The following is a 14,879-nucleotide window of genomic DNA, read 5'->3' as shown; positions in this document are numbered from 1 at the left end:
GCACGTACATCCGGAGGAAAAGACCCATGAAGAACAACCCGTTCGACGACGAGAGCGGCACCTTCCTCGTCCTTGCCAACGACGAGGGCCAGCACTGCATCTGGCCCGAGTTCGCCGCCGTCCCGGCCGGCTGGACCACCGTGCTTCCGGCCGGCCCCCGCGAGGCCGCGCTCGACCACATCGAGCGCACCTGGACCGACATGCGGCCCAAGTCCCTGACCCGCACCGCGGCCTGAGCAACCGGGCCATCCGATCCGAGAGGCAGCTGACATGACTGTGAACACTCCCGTGGACGTCTCCGCCGTCCGGGCCATCATCATCGACATCCTGGAGCTGGAGGACGACGAGCTCACCAACACCAGCCTGTTCATCGAGGACCACGGCGCGGACTCGCTCGGCGCCATCGAGATCCTGTCCCGCATCGAGAAGGAACTCGGCGTCGTCCTGCCGCAGGACGACCTCGTGAAGCTGATCCACCTGGACGCCGTGCTCGAGGTGCTGGCCACGGCCGAACGGCGTCAGCCATGAGCGCCGCCGAGGCCGCGGCCGCTCCTCGCCGTGTGGTCCTCACCGGCTGCGGTGCGCTGTCCAGCGTCGGCAACGGGGTCGCGGAGTTCACCGCGGCCCTGCGGGCCGGCCGGGTCGGCACCGGGCCCATCACCGTCTTCGACACCACCGGCTTCCCCAGCGGCCGCGGCCACCAGGTGCACGGCTTCGACGCCGCCGCCCGGCTGCACCGGGTGCGGCCCGAACACACCGGCCGTGCCACGCAGTTCGCGGCGGCCGCCGCCCGGATGGCGCTCGACGACGCCGGGCTCGACGAGGCCTGGCTGCGCGAGCGGCGCGGCACCGTCGTCGTCGGCACCACCGACGGCGAGGTCGGCGAGCTCGATCTGCTCACCGAGTCGGCGCTGACCATCGGGCTCGGCGCGTTCACCGGTGCGGCCCTGGGCGGGACCGCCACCGGCAGTCTCGCCCTCGGCGTGGTCCGCGAACTGGCCCTGACGAACGTGGAGTCGTCCACGATCGCCACCGCGTGCGCCGCCGGAAACTACGCGATCGGCGCCGGTTTCGACGCGGTGCGCAACGGGCGCGCCGAGTGGGCGCTCGTGGGCGGCGCGGACGCCCTGAACCGCAAGACCTTCGCGGGCTTCGCCCGGCTCGGTCTGATCGCGCCCGACGAGTGCCGTCCGTTCGATGCCGACCGGGTGGGCCTGCTCACCGGCGAGGGCGCGGGCCTGCTGCTCCTGGAGACCGAGGAGTCGGCGCTCGCCCGCGGCGCACACATCTACGCCGAAGTACTCGGCTACGGCCTCAACTGCGACGCCGCGCACCCCACCGCGCCCGAGGAGAACAGCGTCGCCCGCTGTATCCGCCTCGCCCTGGAGAACGCCTCCGTCAAGCCGGAGGAGGTCGACCTGATCTCCGCGCACGGCACCGGCACCCCGACCAACGACACCACCGAGATCGCGGCCATCCGCCAGGTGTACGGGGACGAGGCGCCGCGCACCGTCGGCATCAAGGCGATGATCGGGCACACCATGGGCGCGGCCAGCGCCCTGGGCGCCATCGCCTCGGCGCTCGCCATCCGGCACGGGTTCATACCGCCGACCGCCAACCACCGCAGCACCGACCCGGAGTGTGCTGTGGACGTCGTACCGAACGAGTCGGTGCCGGCCGATGTGCGCATCGTGCAGAACAACGGGCTCGCGTTCGGCGGCAACAACGCCGTCGTGCTGCTCGGCCGGCACGAGGACCGTGGTCACGAAGACCGTGGTCACGAAGACCGTGGTCACGAAGACCGTGGCCACCGCAGCCGTGGTCACGAGAGCCGTGCCCACCAGGGCCATGGCAACGAAAGCCCCCGAGGGGAGTACGTCCGATGAGTACCGCCGTCATCACCGCATGGTCGGCCGTGTCGCCGTACGGCACGGGCCGCGCCCCGCTGGCGGCCGGTCTGCGCGGACGCGTCGCGCCGCCAGAGTCCGCCGGGCCCGAGGAGTGGACGGCGCAGCCGGACGCGACGGCCCGTCTCGTCCCCGGGTTCGAGGTCCGTGAAGCGCTCGGCAAGGCCGGCACGCGGGGCATGGACCGGCTGACCGGCCTCACCGCGGTGACCGTACGGGAGCTCCTGACGCACGAGACGGCGGCGCTGCCGGAGGGCGACCTCGGCACCGGTGTCGTCCTCGGCACGGCGGCCGGCAGCGCGCAGGGGTTCATGGAGTTCACCAAGGCCTCGCTCGAAGGGGACCGTCCCATCGACGTCATGCCGTCGAAGGTCCCCAACATGGCGATGAACAGGGCGGCTTCGGCCAGCGCGATCCGCCATGCGCTCAAGGGCCCCAACACCACGGTCGCCGCCGGACGCCTCTCCGGGCTCATCGCCCTCGACCAGGCCGTACGGCTGCTCGCCGAGGGGCGGGCCGAGCGGGTGGTCGCCGGTTCGGCCGAGGAGTACTCGGCGATCCGCGCCCATCTCACCCACGCGGCGCACGGGGACGCCCTCGTGCTGGGCGAGGGCTGTGTGATGGTCCTGCTCGAACCCGGCGACACCGCGACCGGCCGGCCCCTCGCCGAGGTGCTCGCGGTGCACCACCGGGTGGCGCCGCAGGGCGAGTTCACCGAGGTACTCACGGCCGCGGTGCGGACCGCGCTCGCCCAGGCGGGTGTCGAGGCCGAGTCGGTCTGGGCCGCCGTGCCCGGCGAGGCCCCGGGGGTGGCGGGCGCGCAGGAACGGCAGGTGCACGAGGACCTGTTCGGCCCGCAGGTGCGTAGCCGCGCGGCCTCCGTCGCGCTGCTCGGCGAGACGGCCGCCGCCACGGGTGCGTACCAGCTCGCGGCTCTGCTGTCCGAGCCGGGCGCGCCGGGCCGTATCGCCCTGGTGACGGCCACCGATCCGGACGGGCCCGTGGGATGCGCCGTACTGCGCCTGATGACGGACGGAGAGAGCACATGAACAGCCCCGAGCAGCGGACTTCGCGTCCGGTCGCGCTCATCAGCGGCGGCTCGCGCGGGATCGGCCGGGCCGTCGCCCTGCGGCTCGCGGAGGACGGTCACGACATCTCCTTCTGCTTCCGCGGCGACGAACAGGCCGCCGCGAACCTGGAGAAGGAGCTGACCGCATCGGGCGCACGCGTGCTGGCACGGCGCGTGGACGTCACGGACGCGGCGGCCGTACGGGACTGGGCGGACGCCACCGAGAAGGAACTCGGACCCGTCGCGGTCGCCGTCACCTCGGCCGGGATCACGCGGGACAAGCCTCTGTTGATGATGTCCGACGACGACTGGCACGACGTCGTGGACACCAATCTGGACGGCGCGTACCACGTCTGCCGGGCCGTCGTGTTCCCGATGATGAAGCGCCGCAGCGGCGCCATCGTTACCGTCTCGTCCGTCTCCGGCCTGTACGGCAACGCCGGGCAGACCAACTACGCGGCGTCCAAGGCCGGGGTCATCGCCCTGACGCGCTCGCTCGCGAAGGAGGTCGGACGGCGCGGCATCCGCGTCAATGCGGTGGCGCCGGGCCTGATCGACACCGACATGTCGGCGGTGCTCGACGACCAGGTCAAGCAGCAGGTCACCGCGCGCACGGCCCTGGGCAGGACCGGGCTCGCGGCCGAGGTCGCCGAGGCGGTGTCCTTCCTGGCCTCCGCGCGCGCCTCGTATGTGACCGGTGCGGTGCTGCCCGTGGACGGCGGGCTGTGACGGCCGGGGCCGCGGAGCCACTGCCTGCCGCCCCGGCGCACCAGGCCCTCGTACCGCCGCTGCGGCCCGGTGAGTGCCAGCTGTGGTGGGCGTCGGCCAGGGACGCCCACCCGCGGCTGCGGGAGCTGCTCGACGAGGGGGAGCGCGCCCGCGCCGACCGGCTGCGCAAGCCGGCGGCGCGTGCGCTCCACCTCACCGCGCACGCGCTCGCCCGTACGGTGACGGCCGCCCAACTCGGCGTATCCACAGATGAGTTGACCCTGACCGCCGTATGCAAGCAGTGCGGCGGTCCGCACGGGAAACCGCAGCCGCCTCGGCCGCTGCGGCTCTCCTGGTCGCACTCCGGGGAGCGGGTCGTGGTCGCGCTCACGCTCGGCACCGACATCGGCGTCGATGTGGAGCGGATCGCCCCGTGCGAGCAGGAGACCGCGGACCGGGTCCTCGCCCCACCCGAGCGTGCCGCCCTCGCGGCGCTCCCCTCGGCGGAGCGGCCCGCGGGCTTCGTGCGCTACTGGACACGCAAGGAGGCCCTGCTCAAGTCCACCGGCGACGGGCTTGCCGTGGCACCGGAACTGCTGCACGTCACGGCGCCCGCCGCCGCGCCCCGGCTCCTGTCGTGGTCGGGTCCCGACCGTCCCTGGCTGCCGCTGCACCTGTACGACCTGGACGCGGGCCCCGGCCATCTGGCCGCACTCGCCACCGTCGGGGCACCGGTACGGCCGACCCGGCACGACGGCTCCGCACTGCTCGCGGCCCTCCATACGCCAACCGACCTGCTCGCTGGGCCTGTTGACCCCATCCTTCCCACCGCTGAAAGGCCACTCGCCTCATGAGTCCCTACGTCGCCCTCATCGCCGACGCGCTCAGCCCCCAGGCCGTGCAGGTGCTCACCCGGGACGGCGCCGCCGAGGTGCGGCACGTCGACGGCACCGACCGGCCCGCGCTGCTCGCCGCGCTCGCGGAGGCCGATGCCGTCCTGGTGCGGTCCGCCACCCGGATCGACGCCGAAGCCCTCGCCGCGGCCCCCCGTCTGAAGGTCGTCGCACGGGCCGGGGTCGGTCTCGACAACGTGGACGTGCCGGCCGCGACCGCCGCCGGTGTGCTCGTCGCCAACGCCCCCGCCTCCAACGTGGTCAGCGCCGCCGAGCACGCCGTCGCGCTGCTGCTGGCCGTGGCCCGCCATGTCCCCCAGGCGCATTCCGCGCTCAAGGACGGGCGCTGGGCGCGCAGTTCGTACACGGGCGTGGAGCTCGCGGGCAAGACGCTCGGGGTGCTCGGACTCGGCCGCATCGGCTCGCTCGTGGCGCGCCGGCTCGCCGCGTTCGACATGGAGGTGATCGCGTACGACCCGTACGCGGATCCCGAGCACGCGCGGAGTCTCGGCGTTCGCCTCACCAGCCTCGACGAACTCCTCGCCAGGGCACAGTTCCTGACGGTCCATCTGCCGCTGAACGAGCGGACGGCCGGCCTGATCGGCTTCGATGCCTTCCAGCGCGTACGCACCGATCTGCGCATCGTGAACGCGGCGCGCGGCGGCATCGTGGACGAGCAGGAGCTGTACGCGGCTCTCAAGGAGGGCCGGATCGCGGGCGCCGCGCTGGATGTGTACGCACAGGAGCCGTGCACGGACTCCCCGCTCTTCGAGCTGGACAACGTGGTGACCACTCCGCACCTGGGGGCCAGCACGCCCGAGGCGCAGGAGCGGGCGGGCACCCAGGCCGCCGAGTCCGTGCTGCTCGCGCTCGCCGGGATGCCCGTACCGGACGCGGTCAACGCGCCGCGCGACGCGTCCGTGCCCGCGCGGTGAGTTCAGTCGCCGCCCTCGTCGCCGTCCGGGGCCGCCCCGGGGCCGAGCCAGCCGCGCTCCATCGCCAGGGCCCCCGCCTGGAAGCGGCTGCGCGCGCCGAGGCGGGCCATCAGGTCGGCGGTGATCCGCCGGCCCGTGCGCACCGAGACGCCCAGCTTGCGCGCCACCACGTCGTCGGTGTGGCCGTCGAAGAGCAGGTCGAGCACGGCCTGTTCCTGCGGGGTGAGCCCGTCCGGTGTCGCCGTCACCGCTCTGCTGGTGCCGAGCGGCTGGGCCTGCTCCCAGGTCTGCTGGAACAGCGAGACGAGCGCGGTGACGACACCGGCGCCCTGCAGGATCAGCACGCCCCGGGCGGCGGCCTCGGGATCGATGGGCACGATGGCCGCGCGCCGGTCGAAGATGATCATCCGCAGCGGCAGCTGGGGCAGCACCCGTACCTCGCCGCCGATCTCGTGCAGCCAGCGGGCGTAGGCCAGTGTCGCCGGGTCGTTGCGCACCGAGTCCAGGTAGACGTAGCGCACCTGCACTCCACGCTCGAGCGCGGCACGGTCGAGCGGGCGGGCGGCCTTGAGGGCCGCCTCCGTCTGGGCGCCGCCCGGGGCGAACACCTCGACACTGCTCTCGGCTCCGTGGGCGAGGCGCTCGATCTGGGAGTTGATGGCGTCGAGCCCGGTGTATCTGCGGACCTCGTCGGTCTGTACGTCCTGGTCCTGGCCGTACTCCGTGAGCATCTGCGTGATCGCGAGCCGGGTGGTGGCGACGGCCTGCTGGCGCTGGGCCAGCTCCTGCTCCTGGCGCTGCAGCAGACCCGCGAGCCCGAATTCCGGATTGACCAGGCGGACTTTGCCCGGCTCCTCGGAGGAATTCCGTACGAGCGTGAGTTCGGCGAGTCTGTCCAGCGTGGCCCTGGCCCGCTCGACGGGCCAGTCGAGCCCCTCCGCAATCTCCGTCACCCCGGCCCTGGGCTGCTTCAGCAGAATGCGGTATACCGCCTCGGCATCCGCATCAAGACCCAGTTGCCCCATTACTCAACTCCCCCCAGAGTTCCCCCATCGACCGGACAAACCGCGTCGCAGTCCCCTCAACTATCGCAGCCCAGTTCGATCAAGGGCAACCTTACTCAGGGGTACGCGATCCGGTTCACAGGAAGTTCGCGGAGGCGCAACCCATGTACCTGGTGACGACCACCGTGCCCGCCGAAGCGCTGCCCGGCGAGCCGTCCCTCGACGATCGTATTCGCCAACTCGCCCTCCCTGAAGATCAGTTGGAGCACATCCACGTTCTCCCGTCCCCCGACGGCGGTGCACACCTGACCCTGTTCCTCGGTCATCCCGACAGCAAAGGAACCGAGGCGGCGGCGGCCCGTCTGGTCGCCCGCGCGCTGCCGGCGACGGCGGAATCGGAACTCGACTGGGCCCCGGCGACCCCTCTCGTGAGCGCCCTCGAACAGCTCGGCCTGGACTCCCACGACGGCCCCGATGACAGGGAGTTGCCATCACAGGACCCTGACACTCGGTAGTGCTGACGGGACTGGCGGTGAGTGTGAAACTCAAGGAGACCGAGAACGAAACCGCACCGAAGTGAAAGTTCAGGGGAGACATCACCGTATGCGTGCCATCGTCCGTCACAGCCTCCGCAGCATCGCCAAGCCCGCCACCCGCCGGGTCGCCACCGTCGCCCTGGTGGTCCTCGCGACCACCGTGCCGGTCTCGGCGGCCATGGCCTCCGAGCAGCCCGCTCCGGGCCGGGACACCGCTGCCACCGCCACGGAGTCCGCTCCGGGCCGCACCATAGCCGCCACCGCCACCACCGCCGTCGAGGAGACGCGGGAAGTCGTGCGCGAGGTTGTGGAACTGCTGACCCCCTTCGACCACACCTGGGGCAACTGATCATGGCGCACACCGAGTCCACCGCCCTCGCGGACGTGTCCGCGCTCCGTGACCAGCTCGACCTGGTGGACGCGGAGATCCGCGCCCTGGTGGAGCGCCGCCGCGATCTGTCCCGCGAAGTCCAGCGCACCCGGATGTTAACGGGCGGCACCCGCACCGACTTCACCCGCGAGATGCGCGTCATCTCCCCGTACACGGAGTCGTTCGGCCGGCAAGGCACGGCCATCGCGATGGCGCTCCTGGAGATCTGCCGGGGCGCGAGCGCCTCGCGCTAGCACCCGTACGTACGCACAGACAGGAGGGCCGGGCTTCCCGGCCCTCCCCCATGAGAGGGCCCCGACGTGACCGGTTCACCTGTCGACGCCTCGTCCAAGCTCCCGCTCACCGAAGGCCAGGCCGGAATCTGGTACGGCCGGCAGCTGGACGACTCCCGACTCGCTTATGCCTACGCGGAGTTCCTGGACATCCGGGGCTCGCTGTCCCCCGCACTGCTGCAGGAAGCGGTGGGCCGGGTCATCGCGGAGGCGGAGGCGCTACGGGTGTCCTTCGGTGAGGATCCGGAAGGTCCGTGGCAGCGGGTGGAGTCCGCCCCGGACGCCCCCGTCCCCCTCGTCGATCTCACCGCGGAGGGCGATCCGTGGGAAGCGGCTCATCGATGGATGCGTGCGCGGATCGACCTGCCGCTCGATCCCGCCGCGGGAGAGATCCAGCGGCACGCGGTGCTCCGCCTCGCGCCCGAACGCCATATCTGGTTCTGCCAGTTGCACCACATCGTCTCCGACGGCGTGAGCTCCCAGCTGCTCGCCTTCCGTGCGGCACAGATATACGGGGCATCGGCCGCAGGAAAGGAACCACCCGCCACACCCTTCGGTAGCCTTTCCCGCCTTGTCGAAGAGGACCGGGAATATCGTTCGTCGGCCGATTTCCCGCTCGACCGCCGTTACTGGCTGGGCGAGTTCGCCGATATCGACCAGGTGACGGGTTTCTGTGCGGAAGCTCTGCCTCCGGCGGGCGTCGCGCTGCGGGAAACTTGGTCCGCCGACCAGGAACTCAGGGAACTGCTCGACGATTTCTCGCGCGCCCACGGGGTGAAGTGGTCGCGTGTGATGGTCGCCGCGTTCGCCGCGTACGCGAGCCGGTTCACCGGCTCGCGGGACACGATCGTGGGCCTCCCGGTCTCCAACCGCCACACCGCCGCGACCGCCATGACCCCGGGCATGGTCTCCAACATCGTCCCGCTGCGGGTGCGGACCTCCCGTACGGACACGTTCGTCGAGTTGCTCGCGCACGTCACCGGAAAGATCGACGAGACCCGCCCCCACCGGCGCTACCGCTTCGAGGACATCCGGCGCGACCTCCGCAAGGAGAGGGGGAGCGCGCGGGTGTTCGGCCCGACGGTCAATGTCCTTTCGCTGGAGACCGAGTTGTCGTTCGGCGGGTGCCCGGCACAGCATCACAACCTCGCGCCGGGACCGATCGAGGACTTCATGCTCGGTGTGTACGAGACACCGCGGAGCCTGACGTTCACGATCGACGCCAACGCGCGTCTCTACAGTGCCGATGACCTCAGGGACCATCGCGCGAGGTTCGGGGAGTTCCTGCGACAGGTCCTCGCCCGGGCCCATCGCCCGCTCGGCGAGATCGACGTGCTGACCTCCGCGGAACGGCGTGAGTTCCTTCGCCCGCGTGACCGTTCGTACGACGGTGACGAGTCCCGCACGCTCGTCGACGCCTTCGAGGCCCAGGCCGCCCGCACTCCGGCCGCCGTCGCCGTCACGGACGGCACCGAGGGTCTGACCTACGGGGAACTGAACGCCCGGGCCAACCGGCTGGCCCGGCTCCTCGCGGAGCACGGCGCGGGACCGGAGCGCCTGGTGGCCGTCTCGCTGCCGCCGACCGCCGGCCTGCTGGTGGCGCTTCTCGCGGTCCTCAAGTCAGGGGCCGCCTACCTTCCCGTCGACCCGGAGTACCCGCAGGACCGCATCGACTCGCTGCTCGACGACGCGAAGCCGGTGCTCCTGCTCACCACCGCCTCCGGTACCGCCGCACGCTCCGGCCCGGTCAGGGTGGAGACCGACGGCGAGGCCACCCTGCGGCAGCAGGCCGGGCATTCCCCGGAGAACCTTCGCCCCGAGGAGCTCGGCCGGGCCCTGTCACCGGACAACGCGGCCTATGTCATCTACACCTCGGGGTCCACCGGACGCCCCAAGGGCGTGGTCGTGCCGCATCGCAACGTCCTCGCCCTGTTCTCGGCGACCCGGGAGCTGTTCGACTTCCGGGCCGACGACGTGTGGACCATGGCCCACTCATTCGCCTTCGACTTCTCCGTATGGGAGTTGTGGGGCCCGCTGCTGCACGGGGGGCGTCTGGTCCTGGTACCGCCGGCCACGCGACGCGCCCCGGATCAACTGCTCCGGCTGCTCGCCGACGAGGCGGTCACCGTGCTGAACCAGACGCCGTCGGCGTTCTACCAACTGCTGCAGGCACACAAGGACGCGCCGGGCATCGGACGTCGTCTCCGCCTCCGGTACGTGGTGTTCGGCGGCGAGGCCCTCGACGTGCGGCGGCTCGATGAGTGGTGCGCACTCCACCCGGACGACGGCCCGGTACTGGTCAACATGTACGGGATCACGGAGACCACCGTCCATGCGAGCCATCTGGCCCTCGACAACTCCCTCGTCGCGTCTCGCGGCGGGAGCCCGATCGGCCGGAGCCTGCCGGGGCTCGCGCTCTACGTGCTCGACGAGAACCTGCAGCCCGTACCGCCGGGTGTCACCGGGGAGATCTATGTGGCCGGCGGCCAGACCGCCCGCGGCTATCTCAACCGACCGGGCCTCACCGCCGAACGTTTCCTGGCCGACCCCTTCGGCGCGCCCGGCTCGGTCATGTACCGGTCCGGGGATCTCGCCGGCCGCGACCGCGCAGGAGTCCTCCGGTACGAGGGCCGCGCGGACGCCCAGGTGAAGGTCCGCGGCTTCCGTATCGAACTCGGCGAGATCGAGGCGCAGTTGCGCGCCGCGCCGGGGGTCGAGGCCTGCTGTGCGGTCGTCCGCAGGGATGCCGTCGGGGACGACGTGCTGGCCGCGTACGTGGTGCCGGCGGAGCCGGGCGGGGTCGACACCGCCGCGCTGCGTGCCCGCCTCGCGCGCCGGCTGCCGTCCCATATGGTGCCGGCCACCGTGACGGCGATCGACCGGATACCGCTCACCGCCAACGGGAAGCTGGACCGGCGCGCCCTGCCGGATCCCGTACACGTAAGGGAGCCGCAGGACACGACATCGTCAACTCCCCTGGAACAGGCGGTGATTGACGCCTTCGTCGATGCGGTCGGGGTGCCGGGGATCACTGCCGGGGACGACTTCTTCGAGCTGGGCGGGGACTCCTTCAAGGCGGTGCGGCTGGCCCGCCGTCTGGGCCGAGGGACCACGGTGCTCGACGTCTTCCAGAACCCGACGCCGCAGAGCCTGGCCCTGCGTATCCGCGCGCTGGACGGCGCGACCGCGGAGCGGCGCATCCTGCGGCCGCTGAGCGAGGACGCGGCCGTCACTCTGGTCTGCATCCCTTACGGGGGCGGCACCGCCGCGGCCTACCACCGGCTCGCCGCCGAACTGGCACCCGGGATCGGAACCTGGAGCGCCGCACTGCCCGGCCACGATCCGACCCGGCCGCAGGAACCCTTCCTGGATCTGGACGAGACCGCCGAGCTGATCGCCGCGGAGATCCGCGCCTCCCTGACCGGGCCCTTCGCCCTGTACGGGCACTGCGCCGGTTCGGCCCTCGCGCTGGCCGTCACCCGCCGCCTCGAAGATGAGGGCCGTCGGCCGGCCGCGCTGTACATCGGTGCCGCGCTGCCGGCCACCGCACCGGAGAAGGAGCTCGCGAGTGCGGAGACCTGGTCGGCGGACACGCTGTACACGTACATGAAGTCGCTCGGGGGGTTCGACGGAGCGCTGGAGGAATCCGATCTGCGGTCCGTCCTGAAGGCGATCCGGCACGACATGACGCAGGGGCTGCGATTCCAGATCGGCATGGAGCAGGGCCGGCAGCAGCCGCTCGCCACTCCGCTGATCGCCGTCATGGGTGACGAGGACAGCGCGACCGAGGGATACGCGAGCGCGTATCTGGACTGGAAGCGCCACGCGACCCGCGTCGAACTGGTGGAAATCCGGGGCGGCGGCCACTACTTCGTCACCCATCAGCCCCAGGTTCTCGCCTCGGTCGTCTCCGGGCGCCTCCTCGGCGAAGGAGGGCGGGAGTCGTGATGCCGGCGGACACCGTCGCCCTGGTGACGGGCGGAACCTCCGGCCTGGGGCTCGCCGTCGCCCGCCGGCTCCTCGCATCCGGTGTCACTCCGGTCGTCCTCGGCCGCAGCGAGGAGCGCGGCCGGCAAGCGCTGAAGTCCCTGGGAGACACCGCGGTCTTCGTACGCGGCGACGTCGCCGACGAGGCGGACGTGACCGCCGCGCTGGATGTCGCGCTGCGGCACGGCACCCTGCGGATCGTCGTGAACTGTGCCGGCGTGCCCCACGCGGCGAAAGTGGTCGGCCGGAACGGCCCGCACGCGCTGGGGCGGTTCGTGGACGTCCTGACCGCCAATCTCGTGGGCACCTTCAATGTCGTCCGGCTGGCCGCGGAGCGGATGATGCGGAACGAGCCGAGCGAGCAGGAGCGCGGCGTCATCGTCAACACGGCCTCCCTGGCGGCCTTCGAGGGGCAGGTCGGTCAGGCGGCCTATGCCGCGTCCAAGGGCGGCGTGGTCTCCATGACGCTGCCTCTGGCGCGTGAGCTCGCCGGTTCGCTCATCCGCGTGGTCACCGTCGCACCGGGATTCTTCGAGACGCCGGCCGTCGCCTCCGTACCCGGGGCGGCCCGTCGGGAATTGGACCTCGATCTCGTGCATCCAGGGCGGTGGGGACATCCCGATGAGTTCGCCGGCCTGGTGGCCCACATCATCGGCAATCCCATGATCAACGGGGAGACCCTCCGCATCGACGGTGCGGTCCGCATGTCCCCCGGGCTGCGGCGTCGCAGCTCCTGAAACACCCGGTCCGAACCCAGAGAAGGTGAATGTGGCATGAGTGTGGGGATACGTTCCATCGGCGTCTGTGTTCCGGAGAAAGAAGTCACCAACGCACAACTCGTCGAGCGTTACGACACCACCGATGCCTGGATGCGCGAACGGCTCGGTATCCACAGCCGACGGATCGCGGGACCCGGCGAGTTCACCTCGGACCTCGCTCTCGGTGCCTTGGAGGACGCGTGCAAGCGGGCCGCGGTGGATCCGGCGAGCATCGACCTCCTGATCTGCTGCACCTCGACGCCCGACCACATGATCCCGGCGGTGGCCGCGCTGATCCTGCGCAAGGCGCAGATCCACGGGGTGCCGGGTTTCGATGTGAACGCCGGAGGCTGCGCAGGCGGCCTCTACGGCCTGGATGTCGGCCTCAAGTACGTGCAGTCGGGGCAGTACGAACGCGTCGCGGTGGTCGTCGCGGACACGGTGGCCCAGCTGAACACCCCGGACGACCGGACCCAGGCCGCGATCTTCGGGGACGGTGCCGCCTGCTACCTCCTGGAGCGCTGCTCGGACAGCCCCGGAATCGGCCGGATCCTTCTCGGGACGGACCCGGAGCGCTACTACACGGCCTTCGTCGAACGATGCGACAGCGACGGGCAGTTGAACCGCTTCAGTGGTTCGAACGTGACCCGCATGGACGCCAAGGGAGTCAAGAGTTTCGCCCTGGACGTCGTCCCGGGCTTCGTGGACGAGGTCACCGCGTCCGCGGGAGTCGGCCTCGACGACGTGCGGCTGATCATCACGCACCAGGCCAACCCCACCCTCGTACGGGAACTGGTCGGCCGCCTCGGCCAGCCGGCGGACAAGGCCGTCATCGTGGCCGACAAGTACGGGAACACCAGCGGCTCCAGTGTGGTGATCGCGCTCGCCGAAGCCGAGCGGACGGGCAGGCTGCACCCCGGCGACCGCGTCCTCCTGCTGGGCTTCGGCGCCGGCATGAGCTACGGAGGGACGGTCGTCCACTGGTGCGGCAGCGAGAACTTCCCGCAGCGAGAGTGGTGACCGCCGCCTCATGTTCGCCGTCTACGCCGCAGAGATCGGACTGCGCGAACCGCTCCGGGGCCTGCGGCAGGGAGAGCGCCCCGCTCCACGGCCGCGCCCGGGCTGGAGCCGTATCGACGTCAGAGCCGCCGCACTGAACCACCACGACCTGTGGTCCCTGCGCGGGGTCGGTCTCACCCCTGACCGGCTCCCCATGATCCTCGGCACGGACGCCGCCGGAGTCGACGAGGACGGCAACGAGGTCATCGTGTACCCGGTGATCGGACTGACCGGCCACGGACTCGCCCCCGGGGAGCCCCGCTCGATCCTCACGGAGCACCACCAGGGCACCTTCGCCGAGCACATCTCCGTACCCACCTGGAACCTGGTGCCCAAACCGCCGGGGCTCTCCTTCGCGGAGGCCGCCTGCCTGCCGACCGCCTGGCTCACCGCGTACCGCATGCTCTTCACCAAGTCCGGTGTACGCGCCGGGGGTTCGGTCCTCGTCCAGGGCGCGGGCGGCGGAGTGGCCACGGCCGCGATCGTGCTCGGCAAGGCGGCGGGGCTGCGGGTCTTCGCCACCAGCCGCGACGAGACCAGACGCAGGCGTGCGGTGGAACTCGGCGCGGTCGAGGCGCTGGCGCCCGGGCAGCGGCTGCCGCAGCAGGTGGACGCCGTCATCGAGACCGTCGGCGCCGCGACCTGGTCCCATTCGGTCAAGTCCCTGCGCCGGGGCGGCACGCTGGTCATCTCGGGCGCCACGAGCGGAGACCGGCCCGCGCACGCCGAGCTCACCCGCATCTTCTACCGGGAGATCAACGTCGTCGGCTCGACCGTGGCCACCAAGGACGAACTGGAAGGCCTGCTGTCCTTCTGCGCCACCACCGGCGTACGGCCGGTCATCGACCAGCTGCTGCCACTCGACCGCGCCCACGAGGGCTTCGCGCGCATGGATTCCGGCGAGCACTTCGGGAAGGTGGTGTTCCGGCTGGGCGCGGCGCCGGGCTGATCCGGCACAGGCCACCGCAGTTCCACCTGACACTGAGCCTTTTCCAACCTCACGTTGAGGCGTGGTGAAGGGCGAGGGCGGCCTTCACGATGTCGGTGATGCGGTCAGGGCAGCAGCGAAGGTTCCGCAGGAGCCGCCAGCTCTTCAGGACGGCGATGGCCTGCTCGCCGATGCAGCGGATCTTGGCGTGGGTGGTGTTGTGCCGCCGCTTCCACCTCTTGAGCCGTCGGCCCCGGAACGGGACGCGGACCAGGTGGCTGGCTCCTTGATCCGCCTTGTCGGCCCAGCACCTGAGCCCGGCGTCGGTCAGCGCGTCGATGATCCCATGTGCGCGGGCGGCGGTCAGGTCATGCGTGGAGCCGGGCAGAGCGGGCGAGGCCCACAGCAGCCTGCCGAACGGATCGGTCAGGA

General features: G+C 71.4%; 15 protein-coding genes and 1 pseudogene. 14 read left to right on the top strand and 2 right to left on the bottom strand.

All coding sequences use genetic code 11. The features are described from left to right. The first annotated feature begins 26 nt into the window (after nucleotides 1-26). The 7 genes and pseudogenes from H9Y04_RS00080 to H9Y04_RS00050 form a co-directional block, all read left to right on the top strand. On the top strand, nucleotides 27-236 hold the full coding sequence (locus tag H9Y04_RS00080) for an MbtH family protein (RefSeq protein WP_187811517.1): 210 nt from the start codon (nucleotides 27-29) through the stop codon (nucleotides 234-236). Between the two features lie 34 nt (nucleotides 237-270). Next, on the top strand, nucleotides 271-528 hold the full coding sequence (locus H9Y04_RS00075) for an acyl carrier protein (protein WP_187811516.1): 258 nt from the start codon (nucleotides 271-273) through the stop codon (nucleotides 526-528). Continuing rightward, nucleotides 525-1,886, top strand: coding sequence for a beta-ketoacyl-[acyl-carrier-protein] synthase family protein (locus H9Y04_RS00070; protein WP_187811515.1), 1,362 nt, complete (start codon nucleotides 525-527; stop codon nucleotides 1,884-1,886). The genes H9Y04_RS00075 and H9Y04_RS00070 overlap by 4 nt, the downstream gene beginning before the upstream one ends. Then, entirely contained in the window at nucleotides 1,883-2,956 is a 1,074-nt protein-coding gene (locus H9Y04_RS00065) for a beta-ketoacyl synthase N-terminal-like domain-containing protein (RefSeq protein WP_187811514.1), read from the top strand. Before H9Y04_RS00070 ends, H9Y04_RS00065 begins: the two co-directional genes overlap by 4 nt. Continuing rightward, nucleotides 2,953-3,705, top strand: coding sequence for a 3-oxoacyl-[acyl-carrier-protein] reductase (gene fabG, locus H9Y04_RS00060; RefSeq protein ID WP_187811513.1), 753 nt, complete (start codon nucleotides 2,953-2,955; stop codon nucleotides 3,703-3,705). Before H9Y04_RS00065 ends, fabG begins: the two co-directional genes overlap by 4 nt. Next, nucleotides 3,702-4,538 (top strand): 4'-phosphopantetheinyl transferase family protein, encoded by an 837-nt coding sequence (locus H9Y04_RS00055; RefSeq protein WP_214660685.1) that lies wholly within the window; start codon nucleotides 3,702-3,704, stop codon nucleotides 4,536-4,538. Before fabG ends, H9Y04_RS00055 begins: the two co-directional genes overlap by 4 nt. Continuing rightward, a pseudogene (locus tag H9Y04_RS00050) lies at nucleotides 4,535-5,479 on the top strand (hydroxyacid dehydrogenase); the annotation flags it as partial. The gene H9Y04_RS00055 and the pseudogene H9Y04_RS00050, both read left to right, overlap by 4 nt. A 35-nt stretch (nucleotides 5,480-5,514) precedes the next feature. Here the strand turns inward: H9Y04_RS00050 and H9Y04_RS00045 are convergent. Beyond that, nucleotides 5,515-6,537, bottom strand: a complete 1,023-nt coding sequence (locus tag H9Y04_RS00045) for a helix-turn-helix transcriptional regulator (protein WP_187811511.1) — start codon at nucleotides 6,535-6,537, stop codon at nucleotides 5,515-5,517. Nucleotides 6,538-6,680: 143 nt separating this feature from the next. Between H9Y04_RS00045 and H9Y04_RS00040 the strand changes: the two genes are divergently transcribed. From H9Y04_RS00040 to H9Y04_RS00010, 7 genes are all read left to right on the top strand, one after another. Continuing rightward, nucleotides 6,681-7,031, top strand: coding sequence for a hypothetical protein (locus H9Y04_RS00040; protein WP_187811510.1), 351 nt, complete (start codon nucleotides 6,681-6,683; stop codon nucleotides 7,029-7,031). Between the two features lie 88 nt (nucleotides 7,032-7,119). Next, a complete protein-coding gene (locus H9Y04_RS00035) occupies nucleotides 7,120-7,401 on the top strand; it encodes a hypothetical protein (RefSeq protein ID WP_187811509.1) in 282 nt (93 codons plus the stop codon). Between the two features lie 2 nt (nucleotides 7,402-7,403). After that, nucleotides 7,404-7,676 carry a chorismate mutase gene (locus H9Y04_RS00030; RefSeq protein ID WP_187811508.1) on the top strand — a complete coding sequence of 91 codons (273 nt, stop codon included), beginning with the start codon at nucleotides 7,404-7,406 and terminating at the stop codon, nucleotides 7,674-7,676. Nucleotides 7,677-7,742: 66 nt separating this feature from the next. Then, complete coding sequence (locus H9Y04_RS00025) at nucleotides 7,743-11,663, top strand: non-ribosomal peptide synthetase (protein WP_187811507.1); 3,921 nt, start codon at nucleotides 7,743-7,745, stop codon at nucleotides 11,661-11,663. Next, on the top strand, nucleotides 11,663-12,439 hold the full coding sequence (locus H9Y04_RS00020) for an SDR family NAD(P)-dependent oxidoreductase (protein WP_214660684.1): 777 nt from the start codon (nucleotides 11,663-11,665) through the stop codon (nucleotides 12,437-12,439). The genes H9Y04_RS00025 and H9Y04_RS00020 overlap by 1 nt, the downstream gene beginning before the upstream one ends. A gap of 36 nt (nucleotides 12,440-12,475) precedes the next feature. Continuing rightward, nucleotides 12,476-13,480, top strand: a complete 1,005-nt coding sequence (locus tag H9Y04_RS00015) for a 3-oxoacyl-ACP synthase III family protein (protein ID WP_187811505.1) — start codon at nucleotides 12,476-12,478, stop codon at nucleotides 13,478-13,480. A gap of 10 nt (nucleotides 13,481-13,490) precedes the next feature. Continuing rightward, entirely contained in the window at nucleotides 13,491-14,468 is a 978-nt protein-coding gene (locus H9Y04_RS00010) for a zinc-binding dehydrogenase (protein WP_187811504.1), read from the top strand. A 49-nt stretch (nucleotides 14,469-14,517) separates the two neighbouring features. On the opposite strand, the gene H9Y04_RS00005 is transcribed toward H9Y04_RS00010, so the two are convergent. Continuing rightward, the coding region (locus tag H9Y04_RS00005) for a transposase family protein (RefSeq protein ID WP_306660103.1) at nucleotides 14,518-14,879 on the bottom strand (362 nt) is incomplete at its 5' end.

Origin of the sequence: Streptomyces polyasparticus, assembly GCF_014493765.1 — a bacterium.
GTDB lineage: Bacteria > Actinomycetota > Actinomycetes > Streptomycetales > Streptomycetaceae > Streptomyces > Streptomyces polyasparticus.
The sequence above is the reverse complement of the archived record's forward strand: the minus strand, read 5'-3'. Positions and strand labels throughout refer to the sequence as shown.

What these genes read in the sequence shown, in the direction of transcription:
- H9Y04_RS00070 (WP_187811515.1), top strand. Translation starts at nt 525, where the DNA reads ATGAGCGCCGCCGAGGCCGCGGCCGCTCCTCGCCGTGTGGTCCTCACC.
- H9Y04_RS00030 (WP_187811508.1), top strand. Translation starts at nt 7,404, where the DNA reads ATGGCGCACACCGAGTCCACCGCCCTCGCGGACGTGTCCGCGCTCCGT.
- H9Y04_RS00075 (WP_187811516.1), top strand. Translation starts at nt 271, where the DNA reads ATGACTGTGAACACTCCCGTGGACGTCTCCGCCGTCCGGGCCATCATC.
- H9Y04_RS00045 (WP_187811511.1), bottom strand. Translation starts at nt 6,537, where the DNA reads ATGGGGCAACTGGGTCTTGATGCGGATGCCGAGGCGGTATACCGCATT.
- H9Y04_RS00020 (WP_214660684.1), top strand. Translation starts at nt 11,663, where the DNA reads ATGCCGGCGGACACCGTCGCCCTGGTGACGGGCGGAACCTCCGGCCTG.
- H9Y04_RS00080 (WP_187811517.1), top strand. Translation starts at nt 27, where the DNA reads ATGAAGAACAACCCGTTCGACGACGAGAGCGGCACCTTCCTCGTCCTT.
- H9Y04_RS00040 (WP_187811510.1), top strand. Translation starts at nt 6,681, where the DNA reads ATGTACCTGGTGACGACCACCGTGCCCGCCGAAGCGCTGCCCGGCGAG.
- H9Y04_RS00015 (WP_187811505.1), top strand. Translation starts at nt 12,476, where the DNA reads ATGAGTGTGGGGATACGTTCCATCGGCGTCTGTGTTCCGGAGAAAGAA.
- H9Y04_RS00035 (WP_187811509.1), top strand. Translation starts at nt 7,120, where the DNA reads ATGCGTGCCATCGTCCGTCACAGCCTCCGCAGCATCGCCAAGCCCGCC.
- fabG (WP_187811513.1), top strand. Translation starts at nt 2,953, where the DNA reads ATGAACAGCCCCGAGCAGCGGACTTCGCGTCCGGTCGCGCTCATCAGC.
- H9Y04_RS00065 (WP_187811514.1), top strand. Translation starts at nt 1,883, where the DNA reads ATGAGTACCGCCGTCATCACCGCATGGTCGGCCGTGTCGCCGTACGGC.
- H9Y04_RS00010 (WP_187811504.1), top strand. Translation starts at nt 13,491, where the DNA reads ATGTTCGCCGTCTACGCCGCAGAGATCGGACTGCGCGAACCGCTCCGG.